The organism is Agrobacterium sp. Ap1 (genome assembly GCF_017313375.1).
Classification (GTDB): Bacteria; Pseudomonadota; Alphaproteobacteria; order Rhizobiales; family Rhizobiaceae; genus Neorhizobium; species Neorhizobium cellulosilyticum.
This window is the reverse complement of the sequence record NZ_JAFLMY010000001.1, coordinates 677,774-691,580: the sequence shown is the minus strand read 5'-3', so window position 1 is coordinate 691,580 and position 13,807 is coordinate 677,774. Positions and strand designations below refer to the sequence as shown.

At 60.7% G+C, this 13,807-nt stretch carries 12 protein-coding genes; 9 read left to right on the top strand and 3 right to left on the bottom strand.

The window, feature by feature from the left end:
- Window positions 1–12: 12 nt before the first annotated feature.
- The gene (locus tag JZX87_RS03170) at window positions 13–405 is read right to left on the bottom strand and encodes a winged helix-turn-helix transcriptional regulator (RefSeq protein ID WP_206823771.1); all 393 of its coding nucleotides are present in this window, start codon (window positions 403–405) and stop codon (window positions 13–15) included.
- 116 nt (window positions 406–521) lie between these two features.
- On the opposite strand from JZX87_RS03170, the gene JZX87_RS03165 reads away from it, so the two are divergent.
- The 9 genes from JZX87_RS03165 to JZX87_RS03125 all read left to right on the top strand — a co-directional run bounded on the left by JZX87_RS03165 (window position 522) and on the right by JZX87_RS03125 (window position 11,067).
- Window positions 522–1,535, top strand: a complete 1,014-nt coding sequence (locus JZX87_RS03165; protein ID WP_206823770.1) for a zinc-binding alcohol dehydrogenase family protein — start codon at window positions 522–524, stop codon at window positions 1,533–1,535.
- A 219-nt stretch (window positions 1,536–1,754) separates the two neighbouring features.
- Complete coding sequence (locus JZX87_RS03160) at window positions 1,755–2,636, top strand: dihydrodipicolinate synthase family protein (RefSeq protein WP_206823769.1); 882 nt, start codon at window positions 1,755–1,757, stop codon at window positions 2,634–2,636.
- A gap of 35 nt (window positions 2,637–2,671) precedes the next feature.
- Window positions 2,672–3,343, top strand: coding sequence for a GntR family transcriptional regulator (locus JZX87_RS03155; protein WP_246712516.1), 672 nt, complete (start codon window positions 2,672–2,674; stop codon window positions 3,341–3,343).
- A 53-nt stretch (window positions 3,344–3,396) separates the two neighbouring features.
- Window positions 3,397–4,728, top strand: a complete 1,332-nt coding sequence (locus JZX87_RS03150) for an ABC transporter substrate-binding protein (RefSeq protein WP_206823768.1) — start codon at window positions 3,397–3,399, stop codon at window positions 4,726–4,728.
- Entirely contained in the window at window positions 4,728–5,666 is a 939-nt protein-coding gene (locus JZX87_RS03145; protein WP_206823767.1) for a carbohydrate ABC transporter permease, read from the top strand. Before JZX87_RS03150 ends, JZX87_RS03145 begins: the two co-directional genes overlap by 1 nt.
- Before the next feature lie 11 nt (window positions 5,667–5,677).
- Window positions 5,678–6,499 (top strand): carbohydrate ABC transporter permease, encoded by an 822-nt coding sequence (locus JZX87_RS03140; RefSeq protein WP_183685316.1) that lies wholly within the window; start codon window positions 5,678–5,680, stop codon window positions 6,497–6,499.
- Window positions 6,500–6,543: 44 nt separating this feature from the next.
- Complete coding sequence (locus JZX87_RS03135; protein ID WP_206823766.1) at window positions 6,544–7,605, top strand: ABC transporter ATP-binding protein; 1,062 nt, start codon at window positions 6,544–6,546, stop codon at window positions 7,603–7,605.
- Window positions 7,606–7,810: 205 nt separating this feature from the next.
- Entirely contained in the window at window positions 7,811–9,445 is a 1,635-nt protein-coding gene (locus JZX87_RS03130; RefSeq protein WP_206823764.1) for an FGGY-family carbohydrate kinase, read from the top strand.
- 17 nt (window positions 9,446–9,462) lie between these two features.
- Window positions 9,463–11,067, top strand: coding sequence for a fucose isomerase (locus JZX87_RS03125; protein WP_206823763.1), 1,605 nt, complete (start codon window positions 9,463–9,465; stop codon window positions 11,065–11,067).
- A gap of 67 nt (window positions 11,068–11,134) precedes the next feature.
- On the opposite strand, the gene mmsB is transcribed toward JZX87_RS03125, so the two are convergent.
- Together mmsB and JZX87_RS03115 are read right to left on the bottom strand one after the other, a co-directional pair.
- The gene (gene mmsB / locus JZX87_RS03120) at window positions 11,135–12,022 is read right to left on the bottom strand and encodes a 3-hydroxyisobutyrate dehydrogenase (RefSeq protein WP_206823762.1); all 888 of its coding nucleotides are present in this window, start codon (window positions 12,020–12,022) and stop codon (window positions 11,135–11,137) included.
- Window positions 12,023–12,056: 34 nt separating this feature from the next.
- Window positions 12,057–13,652 (bottom strand): GMC family oxidoreductase, encoded by a 1,596-nt coding sequence (locus tag JZX87_RS03115; protein WP_206823915.1) that lies wholly within the window; start codon window positions 13,650–13,652, stop codon window positions 12,057–12,059.
- Between the last annotated feature and the right edge of the window lie 155 nt (window positions 13,653–13,807).

The window sequence follows — 13,807 nt, the reverse complement described above, 5'->3', positions numbered from 1 at the left end:
GCGCGTCACGGGTTATGCGGCGATATCATCCGTCTTCGTTTCGCGTGGATCCACGCCGCGCGGCTTTCCATAGAGGCCGATATTGGTGTCGCCCCAGAGTTTTAACGCAAGCAGGATGGGTTCCATGCTGCGGCCGAGTTCGGACAGGCTGTATTCCACCTTTGGCGGCACCTGGGCATAGACCTTGCGCTCAATCAGGCCGTCGTCTTCCAGTTCGCGCAACTGGTTGGTCAGCATGCGCGGCGTGACGTTGACGATATGCCTGCGGATTTCGTTGAAGCGCAGTGTTCCCGACAGAAGATGGTACAGCACGACGGACTTCCACTTGCCATCGATGAGACCAATTGCCGCTTCCACCGAGCAGCCGGGAGAGCAATCGAAACGGGAGTGACGGGCCTTGGCCATGACAGTATCCTTTTTGATACTACGTGCTGTTTTTGTGCGTATTGCACACATCTGAATATAGCCCATTTTGGTGACACATCAATCGGCGCTGCATTCGTCATCAAAAGGAGCAGATCATGAAAGCCATCGGTTACAGAGAAGCCGGCGCAATCGAGCGCGGCGAGGCGTTAAAGGACATCGAGCTTCCGCGGCCGGTGCCGATGGGGCGGGATATTCTCGTCGAGGTCGAAGCTATTTCCGTCAATCCCGTCGACACGAAGGTTCGCAAAGGCGTCAATCCGGAAGCCGGTCAGTGGAAAATTCTCGGCTGGGATGCCGTCGGCAAAGTGGTCGAGGCCGGAGCCGATGCGAAGAATTTCAAGATCGGCGACGAGGTGTTTTATGCCGGCTCGCTGATCCGTCCCGGTGCCAACAGCCAGTTTCATCTGGTCGATGAGCGCATTGTGGGTCAGAAGCCGAAAACCTTGTCAAATGCGGAGGCTGCGGCGCTGCCGCTGACGGCGATCACCGCCTGGGAAATGCTGTTCGACCGGCTGGATATCGGCAAGCCGGTGCCGGGTGCGGCTAATGCGATCGTAATCATCGGCGGTGCAGGCGGCGTCGGCTCGATCGCCATCCAGCTTGCGCGGGCGCTGACCGATTTGACCGTGGTTGCCACAGCCTCGCGGCCTGAAACACAGGAGTGGGTGAAAGCGCTTGGTGCTCACCATGTGATTGACCACTCCAAGCCGATCGCTGCGCAGGTCGAAGCGCTTGGGATCGGCGCGCCCGCCTTCGTATTCTCGACGACCGAGACCCATCGCCACCTGAAGGAGATCATCGATCTGATCGCGCCGCAGGGCCGGTTCGGGTTGATCGACGATCCCGAAAGCCTCGATGTGCTCGGCTTCAAGCGCAAGGCCGTGTCCATTCACTGGGAGCTGATGTTTACCCGCTCGATCTTCGAGACCGCCGACATTGCCGAACAGGGCAAGCTGCTCAACGAGGTGTCGCGACTGGTCGACGAGGGCAAGATCCGCACGACGGTGACCGAGACGCTATCTCCGATCAATGCCGCCAATCTGAAGAAGGCGCATGCGGCGATCGAAAGCGGAAAGACCAGAGGCAAGGTCGTGCTGGAAGGTTTCTAAGCCCGCTGGAAGGATGGTGTGCCGGTCTTCTGCCGGTACGCCATTCTCCTTTCAGCCCGTTCCAGGGCATTCCCCCGATTGGCGGACGGCGATCGATCCTCCCGTGCGTTACCTTCACGTAATCTCACCCGCGAAACCCGGTTTCGCCGTGTTGAAAATTCTCCATTGACGACTGACATGTTAGTGAGTTAGCGTTGAGAAATCAGTGGAGGATGACTAATGACACGCTTCGGACTTTCCGTCGCTCTGACTACGCCGTTTGGTGAGGACGGCGAGATACTTATCGACATGATGATCGCGCAGGCCAGGCGCAGCCTTGATGCCGGCTGCGCTAGCTGCACGCTGTTCGGCACGACGGGCGAGGGCTCGTCGATCGGAACGCAGGAACGTGAGCGTGTGCTTGCGGCCTTTATCGAGGCGGGCATCGCGCCCGAGCAGATCGTTGTCGGCGTTCTGGTGGATGCTGCGGAAGATGCAGCGCTTCAATCGTCGCAGGCGCTTTCCAAGGGCGTGCGTAACATCCTTCTGGCACCGCCATCCTATTTCAAGAATGTCAGCGATGATGGGCTTTTCGGCTGGTATTCGAAGGTCTTCAAGGATCTCGGCAAGCTGGCGCGCGATATCATCGTCTACAACATTCCGTCCGTCACCATGGTGCCGCTTAGCGTTTCGCTTGTCGGCCGGCTGAAACAGGCCTTTCCGGGCATCGTGACTGGAGTAAAGGACTCGTCTGGCGACTGGCCTTATACGCAGGAGCTTCTGAAGGCACATTCGGACCTGATCATTCTGATCGGTGACGAGCGTCATCTGGCCGAAGGCGTGCGCATGGGCGGGCAGGGGGCGATCTCCGGCATGGCAAATTTTGCTCCGCACGAGATCGGTGCGATGGCCAATGAAGGTCGCGACGATGCCCGTGTGGTGGATTTCGTCGCCGAGCTTCTGAAATATCCGGTCACGCCAGCTGTGAAAGCCATGGTGGCGCGTCAGCTTGGTGACGAAAACTGGCTTGCGGTTCGCGCTCCGCTGCTTTCTATATCGAAGGACGGACAGAAGCAGCTCGGTCTTGTCTTCGACGGCCTGTTCCGGACGAAAGCGGCCTGAGATCATAACAGGCTAAGCCTAAGAACAGGACGATGATGGACCAGCGCCAAGACCAGCAGACGGAAGAACCGACGCTCAGGGAAAAGGCTTATGAGAGCTTTACCCGGCACCTTCTGGCGCGCGACGTGCGCCCGGGGCAGTTCGTTTCCCAACGTCATCTGGTCGAGCTGACCGGGCTGACACTCGGTGCCATCCGCGAACTCATTCCGCGGCTGGAGGCCGAAGGGCTGATTAAGACCGTGCCGCAACGCGGTCTGCAGATTGCCCATATCGACCTGAACCTGATCCGCGAGGCCTTTCAGCTGCGTCTCTTCCTCGAGAAGGAAGCCGTTGCGCTGTTCGTTCAGACGGCTTCCGACGAAGTGGTAGAAAAGCTGATCCGGCAGCACCGGGAAATCTCGGATGCCATCGCTTCGGGCAATGAAACGCCCGAACTCGATGCTCATGCGCAGGCTGTCGACTGGGGCATGCATGATGCCTTCGTCGCAGCACTCGACAATGCCATCATCTGGAACGTCTATCGGGTCAACTCGATCAAGATGCGCCTGATCAATCAGGAACGTTTCCGTATCAACGGCCGTGTCGCGCCTGTCATGGGCGAACACATGGCCGTGCTCGAAGCAATCAAGTGTCGTTCTGCCGACGGCGCCGTCGAGGCGCTCGTCAAGCATATCGGCCATGCAAGGGATCGTGCCTTGAGACTTTAAGTACACGCGAAGCCGGGGTGAGGAGACCCCGGCGAAACCTGGAGGAGGAATCTATGACATCTTCGTTCTTTACACCGACACGCCGGAGTTTTCTGGCGGGATCGGCAGCGCTTGGTGCCGCCGGTCTGATCGGATCGCGGCCGGCATCCGCCGCGGTCGACTGGAAGCGCTTTGTCGGCACTACGCTGGAAGTGAACCTGGTCAAGAGCCCGCGCGGCGAAACCATCCTGAAATATATCAGCGAGTTCGAGGCTCTGACCGGTATTAAGGTCAATGCCGAGGCAACGCCGGAACAGCAGCAGCGCCAAAAGACGACGATCGAACTGTCTTCCGGTCGCCCGAGCTTCGACGTCGTGCACCTGAGCTATCACGTGCAGAAGCGGCAGTTCGAAAAGGGTGGCTGGCTGGCCGATCTTTCCGGCTACTTCAAGGATCCGTCGCTCACCGATCCGTCGCTGGTCGAAGGCGATTTCGCCGAGGCTGCGCTGAAATTCGCCAAGGATCCCGATGGCAAGCTGCGCACGCTGCCCTTCTCGGTGGATTACTGGATCGTCTACTGGAACAAGGAACTCTTCGAAAAGAAGGGTCTGAAATATCCGACGACTTTTGATGAAATGGTGACCGCTGCCGAGGCGCTGACCGACAAGTCGGCCGGCACCTACGGTTTCGTTGCTCGCGGGCTGAAGAATGCCAATACGCCGGTCTGGACCTCGTTCATGCTTGGTTACGGCGCAACCCCACTTGATGCCAGCGGCAAGCTCAATACGACATCGGAAGGTGCTGTCGAGGCGGCCAAGCTCTATCAGCGGCTGATGTCGAAGTCGGCGCCGGTCGGTGTATCGGGCTTCAACTGGGCGGAAGCTCAGTCTGCCTTCCTGCAGGGCAAGATCGGCATGTGGTTCGACGGCGTCGGTTTCGCACCCCCGATCGAAGATCCGCAGAAGTCGCGTGTCGTCGGCAAGGTCGGCTACGGCGTCATGCCGGCAGGCCCGAAGGCGCAGGCTGCAGCGACGACCGGTGACGGGATCGGTGTCACCGCCGCCAGCAAGAACAAGGAAGCCGCCTATCTGTTCTGCCAGTGGGTCATTTCCCATGACATGGGTGCCCGTCTGCTGCAGGCCGGTGCCGGCGTGCCGTTCCGTCAGTCGATCCTCGAGGACGCCAAGGTGCGTGAAGGCGTGAAGATGCCGCCGGCATGGGTGGATGCGGTCGTTGCCTCCGGCAAGATCTCGCAGCTCGCACTCCCGGTCATCATCCCGGTCACGGAATTCCGTGACATCTATGGGGTGGGCCTCACCAACATGATCGGCGGTGCCGATCCCGCGAAGGAACTGGAATCGGCAACCGCTCAGTTCGAGCCGGTGCTTGCCCGAAGCGAGGGATAATGGCTTCCGTGACCATAGAACCCACCGCGGCCAGGGATCTGGCCGTAAAGGGGGGCAAGCCGCAAAGGCTTGCTCCCAACTACTGGCCTTTCGTGGTGCCCGCCCTGGTGGTTATCGGCGCGGTCATCGTCTTTCCTTGGGTGTTTACCCTCTGGATGAGCGTCAATTCGTGGACGCTCGGACAGGAACAGATGTTTGCCGGTCTCGACAACTATATCCGGCTTGCCGGCGACATGCGGTTCTGGGAATCCATGTGGCATACGCTGGTCTATACGGCGCTGTCGGTTATCGCACCGCTGATCCTCGGAACGCTGGCAGCCCTGATCTTCGACGGTGAATTCCCGTTGCGCGGCTTTCTGCGCGGGGTCTTCGTCATGCCGATGATGGCGACGCCGGTGGCGATCGCGCTCGTCTGGACGATGATGTTCCACCCGCAGCTCGGCGTGCTCAACTATCTTCTGTCGCTGGTCGGCATCGGCGCGCAAGAATGGATCTACAACCAGTCGACCGTCATTCCGGCACTGGTTCTGGTCGAAACCTGGCAATGGACGCCGCTGATCATGCTGATCGTTCTCGGCGGTCTGGCTGCCGTTCCGCGCGAACCCTATGAGAGCGCCGAGATCGACGGCGCGAATGCCTGGCAGAAGTTCCGCTACCTGACGCTGCCGATGATCGCGCCCTTCCTGATGATCGGTGTCATCATCCGCTCGATCGATGCCGTCAAAAGCTTCGACATCATCTATGCGATGACGCAAGGCGGGCCGGGTACGGCGTCGGAGACGATCAACATCTATCTCTACAACACCGCCTTCTCCTACTATGACATCGGTTACGGCTCGGCCATGGCGGTTGTCTTCTTCTTCGTCATCATCGCGCTCTCCTTCGTTCTGATGATGGTTCGTGCGCGCACCAACTGGTCGGACATGGAGGAACGCTGATGATCCCCAAAATGACACATAGGATGTGGAACCGTCTCGGCCTGTTCTTCGTGGCCCTGGTGATGATTTCGCCGGTCATCCTGTTCTTCGTCTGGATGATCTCGCTGTCGCTCAAGTATGAGATCGACAACGGCGCCTATCCGCCAATCCTGATCCCGGAAAACATCGCCTGGTCCAACTATGCGAAAGTGTTCGAGGAGAACAATTTCCTCCTCTATTTCTGGAACTCGATCCTCGTCACGGGTGCCGCCACCATTCTCGCCCTCGTGATTGGCGTACCTGCCGGATACGGGATTGCGCGGTTGAAGGCCGAAAAGGCGGCGATGGTGATCATGATCGCCCGCATGACGCCCGGCCTGTCGTTCCTGATCCCGCTCTTCCTTCTGTTCCAATGGATGAACCTGCTTGGCACGCTTTGGCCGCAGATCATCATCCATCTGGTCGTCACCGTGCCGATCGTCGTATGGATCATGATCGGGTATTTCGAGACGACACCAAAGGAGCTTGAGGAGGCTGCAAGCATCGATGGCGCGACGTCCTGGCAGGTGTTTCGCCTGGTGGCGCTGCCGATCGCCAAGCCCGGCATCGTCGTCGCTTTCATTCTGGCGGTGATCTTCTCCTGGAACAACTTTGTCTTCGGCATCGTGCTCGCCAGTCGCGAAACACGAACCCTGCCGGTGGCCGTCTACAACATGCTCTCCTTCGAGCAGGTCAGCTGGGGGCCGCTGGCCGCTGCCGCCCTGATCGTCACCCTGCCGGTTCTGGTGCTGACCATGTTCGCCCAGAAGCAGATCGTCGCGGGCCTCACCGCCGGTGCGGTCAAGGGCGGCTGAAGAAGAGCAACAGATAACGACCCGAAAATCGGGAGGGTTTTCAAATGGCAACAGTCAATATCCAGAACATTCAGAAACGCTACGGAGCAGTCGAAATCATTCGCGACCTGAGCGTCGATATCGCCGACGGCGAGTTCGTCGTGCTGGTCGGCCCGTCCGGCTGCGGCAAGTCCACGCTTTTGCGCATGGTGGCGGGTCTCGAGGACGTCACCGGCGGCGCGATCCGCATCGGGCCGCGGGAGGTTTCGCATCTTCCAGCGCGCGACCGCGACATCGCCATGGTGTTCCAGAACTACGCGCTTTACCCGCATATGACGGTGGCGGAAAACATGGCCTTTGCGCTGAAGCTGAAGAAGGCCGATGTCAACGAGACGCGCAGGAAGGTCGAGAATGCTGCCGGCATTCTCGGGCTGGACAAGCTGCTCGATCGCTACCCGCGCCAGCTTTCCGGCGGCCAGCGCCAGCGTGTCGCGATGGGCCGCGCGCTGGTGCGCGATCCGCAGGTGTTTCTGTTCGACGAACCGCTCTCCAATCTCGATGCCAAACTTCGCGTGCAGATGCGTGCCGAGATCAAGGCGCTTCACCAGCGCATCGGCACGACGATCATCTATGTCACGCACGACCAGATCGAAGCCATGACGATGGCCGACAAGATCGTCGTGCTGCAGGAAGGCAATATCGAGCAGGTCGGTGCGCCGCTCGATCTCTACGATCGTCCGGCCAACCTGTTCGTCGCCGGCTTTATCGGCTCGCCGGCGATGAATTTCGTCGAGGGCAAAATAGAAGAAGGCGTGTTCCGCAGCGACAACGGTCTCGTCCTGCCGCTGCCTGCTGCCGCCGATCCGGCAAAACTCGGCGGCAAGTCGCTGGTCTATGGCATTCGTCCGGAGCATATCCGCGCGGACAATGCCGGCGGTGTGCAGGGACGTGTCGAGATCGTCGAAGGGACGGGTTCGGAAATCTTTGCCCGTGTGGCCAGCCATGGCGAGCAGATCTCCTGCCTGTTCCGCGAGCGCCTGAGCATCCATTTCGGTGACGAAATCGGATTGGCGATCGATCCGACCAAGGCGCATCTGTTCGACAAGGTGAGCGGCCAGCGGCTTTGAACCTTCAGGGGGCCAGACCCCTCCCAGCCCTCCCCACAAGGGGGAGGGCTCAACCTAGCCGAGCCGTCGAGGCGAATTGGGCTTGGACGTTGCCGCGGGTATTCTCCCCCCTTGTGGGGGAGATGGCCGGCAGGCCAGAGGGGGACTTTTCCCAAGTTCAAAGCCAGTTGTCGTCCGGCTCCATATTGCAAGCGGATAAACTGATATGACCTCATTCATCGGAATTGACGTCGGCACCGGAAGCGCCCGTGCCGGGATTTTTGATGCGCAAGGGACTTTGCTCGCGGCGCATTCGCAGGCGATCGCGACCGAAAAGCCGAAGCAGGATTTCGTCAATCAATCCTCGCGCGACATCTGGGCAGCGATCTCAACCTGCGTGAAGACGGCGATGGCGGATGCCGGGCTTGCTGCCTCCGATATCGCCGGTATCGGGTTCGACGCCACCTGCTCGTTGGTCGTGGTCGATGAGATGGGCGGGCCGGTGACCGTCAGCCCCGGTGGTGATGACGACTGGAACATCATCGTCTGGATGGACCACCGCGCCATTGGCGATGCGGACCAGATCAACGCACTGAAAAGCCCGGTTCTCGATTATGTCGGCGGCGTCATCTCGCCGGAGATGGAGACGCCGAAACTGCGCTGGCTGAAACGCGAGATGCCGCAGAGTTTCGCCCGCGCGCATGCGTTTTTCGATCTGCCCGACTGGCTGGTCCACAAGGCAACGGGTGAAGATATCCGTTCGCTTTGCAGCACCGTGTGCAAATGGACCTATCTTGGCCAGAACGGTACGAAGGGCGAGGGCTGGGACAAGGCCTATTTCGAAAGCGCCGGGATTGCCGAACTTGGCGCGGATAATTTTCGCGCCATCGGTAACCGGTTTGCGGCACCCGGAGACAGGGTCGGTTCGCTTTCCGATGCCGCGGCCGCAGACCTCGGCCTTGCACCGGGCACGGCGGTTGCTGCAAGCCTGATCGATGCCTATTCCGGCGCGCTCGGCACGATGGGTGTGGATCTGGGCGAGGGTGCGCTCGATGAACGGCTGGCGCTGATCGCCGGCACATCGTCCTGCCATATCACAGTTAGCGAAAAACCGGCCTTCGTGCCGGGCGTCTGGGGACCTTATTTCTCCGTCCTGCTGCCGGGTCTCTGGGCAAACGAGGCGGGACAATCGGCGGCCGGTGCGCTGATCGACCGGGTGATCGAAGGCCATGCCGCCATCCAACAAGCGCGTGAGATAGCGAAGGCGGAAGGCATTTCCGTGTTTGCCCTGTTCGATCGTCGGCTCGAGGTGATGGCCGATGATGGCGAGACGGCCACGCTGACCAAATCTCGGCATGTGCAGCCGGATTTTCACGGCAACCGTTCGCCGCTTGCCGATCCGCTGCGCAAGGGCGGGGTTACCGGCCTGTCGCTCGACCGCGGGCTTGACGATCTGGCGCTTGATTATCTCGCGACGCTGCAGGCCTTGGCTTACGGCACCCGACATATCATCGCGGAAATGCGGGCCAATGGCGTCACCGTCGATACGCTGGTCGTCAGCGGCGGTCTCGCCCAAAACAGGCTTTTCCTGCGTGAACATGCGGATGCGACGGGCTGCGCCATCGTGGTGCCGGACCAGCGCGAGCCGGTTCTGGTCGGCAGCGCCATGCTGGGCGCTGTGGCGAGCGGCCATTATGCCGACCTGCCCGCCGCCATGCGCGCCATGAGCGGCCCCGGCAGCCGCATGACACCACGCGGGGGCGAGATCGCCACCTATCACGACCGCAAATATCACGTCTTCCGCCGCATGCAGGAGGACTTTGTTGCCTATGCCGAGCTGATGGCCGGCGCTGATCATTGATTTGAGGGATGAGGAACATGACCAAGGAAATTGCACTTTTTGCCAGCGGCGACCTTCGCCTTTCCGCCAACCAGCAATGCTGGGCGACGCAGGATGCGATGGAGAAGAAACTCGGAGAAGTACTTGCCAGCCTCGGCTACACGGTGAAGCGCGCTCACGCCTACAAGCCGGAAGAAGGCCACGGTTTTCTCGCCTCGCAGCGCGAAGGCATGGATGCGTTTGCGAAGATCGATCCCAATGTGCCGGTGATTGTCGCAGAATCCGTCTGGCAATATTCGCATCATGTGCTTGCCGGTCTCACCAGCCACAGGGGACCGATCCTCACGGTCGCCAACTGGTCCGGCCAGTGGCCGGGTCTGGTCGGCCTGCTCAATCTCAACGGCTCGCTGACCAAGGCGGGTGTTGCCTATTCCTCGCTGTGGAGCGAGACATTCGACGACGATTTCTTCCGCAGCGGTCTTTCCCAATGGCTTTTGGAAGGTACGGTCGACCATGACACGAGCCATGTGACGCCGTTTAAGGCAGGCAAGGTGCCGCAGGATCTCAAGGATCTGGCGAAGGAGATCGCCAGCGACTTCCGCACCAACAAGGTCATTCTCGGCATTTTCGACGAGGGCTGCATGGGTATGTACAATGCCATCGTGCCGGATGAACTCCTGATGCCGCTCGGCATCTTCAAGGAGCGCCTGTCGCAGTCGGCACTGTATTTCGCCACCAATCAGGTGCCGGTGGAGGAAGGTCGTGCCGTCTATCAGGACCTGCTCGCCAAGGGCATGACGTTCCATCTCGGGACCGATCCGAAGCAGGAGCTGACCGAGGATCAGGTGATCGACCAGTGCCGGATGTATATCGCGGCCGTGCGCATCGCCGAAGATTTCGGCTGCGAGGCGATCGGCATCCAGTATCAGCAGGGGCTCAAGGATCTGCTGCCGGCATCCGATCTGGTGGAAGGTATTCTGAACGACGACGGGCGTCCGGATGTCAAAGGACGGGATGGCAAGGTAATCCGCCAGGGCAAGGCGATCGTGCATTTCAACGAGGTGGATGAATGTGCCGGTCTCGACGGGCTGATGACCAACCGCTTGCATCGGGCGCTCGGTCAGCCGGTGGAAAACACCCTGCACGACCTGCGCTGGGGCGGCGTCGACCCGACCGGTACGGTCGATGGTTTCGTCTGGGTATTCGAGATTTCCGGCGCGGCCCCGCCTGCCCATCACGAGGGCGGCTGGGCCGGCTCGGACAGTATGCGCCAGCCGCCTATGTTTTTTCCCGCAGGCGGCGGGACCTTGCGTGGCATTGCAAAACCCGGCGAGATCGTCTGGTCGCGCATCTTCGTCGAGGATAACCGGCTGAAGATGGATATCGGCCGCGGTCAGGCCGTAGCCCTTCCAAAGGAAGAAACCGAGCACCGGTGGAAATCCACCAACGAACAGTGGCCGATGATGCATGCGGTGCTGACCGGCGTTTCCCGCGACCAGATGATGGCTCGTCACAAGGCCAACCATATCCAGGTGGTCTACGCGAACTCGGCGGCGGAAGCGGATCGGGCCGCACTTGCCAAGGCAGCACTTGCGGCGGAACTCGGGATCGAGGTCAACTTCTGCGGCGTCGATCTCGGCTAAGGCGATTTTCTGTCGATCGAAATTTTGGAGGAGGGCGATGCAGTCGCCCTCTCTTTTTGGTTTGACGTCATGTGTCCTGCGTCTGACGCAACATGCGGATGATGGCGGAGAAGTCCTCGGCGCCATGGCCGGCACGTTCGAATGCTGCATAGACTTCAGCCGCATGTGCACCAAGCGGCGTTTTGGCGCCGCTGTGTTTTGCGGCCTCCTGCGACAGAAGCAGGTCCTTCAGCATCAGGGCTGCAGCAAATCCCGGTTTGTAATCGTTGTTTGCAGGTGAGGTCGGCACCGGGCCGGGGACGGGGCAATAGGTCGTAAGCGACCAGCATTGGCCAGATGACGTCGAGGCCACGTCGAACAGGGCCTGATGCGAAAGGCCGAGCTTTTCTGCCAGCACGAAGGCTTCCGCGACGCCGATCATCGAGATTCCGAGGATCATGTTGTTGCAGATCTTTGCCGCCTGACCCGCGCCGTTGCCGCCGCAATGGACGATCTTTTTGCCCATGGCTTCGAGGATCGGCCTGCCCGCAGCAAAGGCCTCATCCGAACCGCCGACCATGAAGGTAAGCGTGCCGGCTGCCGCCCCCGTCGTGCCGCCGGAGACCGGGGCGTCGAGCGAGGGGCAGTTCATCGCGCCGGCAAGACCGTGGGCCTTACGGGCGCTATCCACATCCACCGTCGAGCAGTCGATAAGAAGCATGCCTTCCGCCACAAGGGTAGCGAGATCGGTCCAGACGGAGACGACATGCTGGCCCTTGGGCAGCATGGTGATGACGCATTCGGCGTCCCGTACCGCCTCAGTGAGCGATGCGGCCGGATCGACGCCCGCCTCACTGGCGGCTTTCACCGAGGCTTCGGAGAGATCGAAGCCGGAGACCGCATGTCCTGATTTCACCAGATTTGCGGCCATCGGGCCGCCCATGTTTCCGAGGCCGATGAATGCGATCCGGGTCATGTCTTCTCTCCCTTTCGTCTTGCGCCTATTGTCGTCAGCGATTGTCCGCGAGGATCATTTCTGCCGCCTTTTCGGCAATCATGATCGTCGGCGAATTGGTGTTGCCGGATGTTATCGTCGGCATGATCGATGCATCGGCGATGCGCAGTTTTCCGAGTGCCCGAAGCTTTAGCCGCGGATCGACGACGCTGTCGGGATCAGCGCCCATGCGGGCCGTGCCGACCGGGTGGAAGATCGTCGTGCCGATCTCGCCGGCAGCGCGTTCCAGATCGGCGTCCGTGTCGTAGCTCGGGCCGGGCTTGTATTCCTCAGGATTGTAGCGCGCAAAGGCAGGCTTTTTGACGATTTCACGGGTCAAGCGGATAGAGCGAACGGCCACGTCGCGGTCGGCGGCGGTCGAGAGATAGTTCGGGCGGATCGCAGGCGCGGCAGCGAAATCCGGGCCTTTCAGATGGACCGAGCCGCGGCTTTCGGGCCTGAGATTACAGACGCTTGCCGTCATCGCCGGGAAGGCGTGGACGGGTTCTCCGAACCGGTCGAGCGAGACCGGCTGGACATGATATTCGAGATCGGCGGTTTCCTTGTCCGGCCCGGACTTGGTGAAGATGCCGAGCTGGCTCGGGGCCATTGACATCGGGCCGGAGCGTTTCAGCGCATATTCCAGCCCGATTGCCGCCTTTCCGAGCAGCCGGGATGCCTTTTCGTTCAGCGTCGGCACGCCGGTTACCTTGTAGACGAGGCGGAGTTGCAGGTGGTCCTGCAGGTTTTCTCCGACGCCTTTGACCTCTTTCACCGTCTCGATGCCGGCCTCGGAGAGTATGTCGCCGCGGCCAATGCCGGAGAGCTCCAGCACATGCGGCGTGCCGATCGCACCGGCGGAGAGGATGGTCTCGCGACGGGCATGTGCGGTCTTTGTGATGCCGTCATGCTGGAATTCGACGCCCTTCACTTCGCCGGTCTCGACGATCAGTTTTCGCACATGCGCCTTGGTCAGGACGTTGAGGTTCGGGCGTTTCATCGCCGGGCGCAAAAAGGCTTTCGATGTGTTCCAGCGGATGCCTGAGCGCTGGTTGACGTCGAAATAGCTGGAGCCTTCATTATCGCCGCGGTTGAAATCGTCGATGGCAGGGATGCCGGCTTCTTCGGCCGCTTTCTGGAACGCGTCGAGCACGGCCCAGCGGACACGTGCCTTTTCCACCCGCCATTCGCCGCCGGCACCATGCATCTGATCGGCGCCCTTGTAGAAATCCTGGCTCTTTTTGAAGAGCGGCAGCACGTCATCCCAGCCCCAGCCGGTACAGCCCATCTGTCGCCAGAGGTCGTAGTCGCGGGACTGGCCGCGCATGTAGATCATGCCGTTGATCGACGAGCAGCCGCCGAGCAGTTTTCCGCGTGGGTAGCTGAGCGAGCGGCCGTTCAGGCCATCTTCCTTCTCGGTCGCAAAACACCAGTCAGTGCGCGGGTTGTTGATGCAGTAGAGATAACCGACAGGGATATGGACCCAGTGGTAGTTGTCATTGCCGCCGGCTTCCAGAAGCAGGACGCGATTGCGAGGGTCGGCTGACAGGCGGTTGGCAAGCACGCAGCCGGCGCTGCCCGCACCGATGATGATGTAATCGTAGGTGTCTATGGACATATGCTACTCCGAGGTGCCCCTCATCCGCCTGCCGGCACCTTCTCCCCGCAGGCGGGGAGAAGGACACGAGCCGCACCGTTTCCAGCTTTCTCCAGCGCTGAGCAGGGCACGTTCCCTCGCCCCGCTTGCGGGGAGAGGTGGAGCGCAGA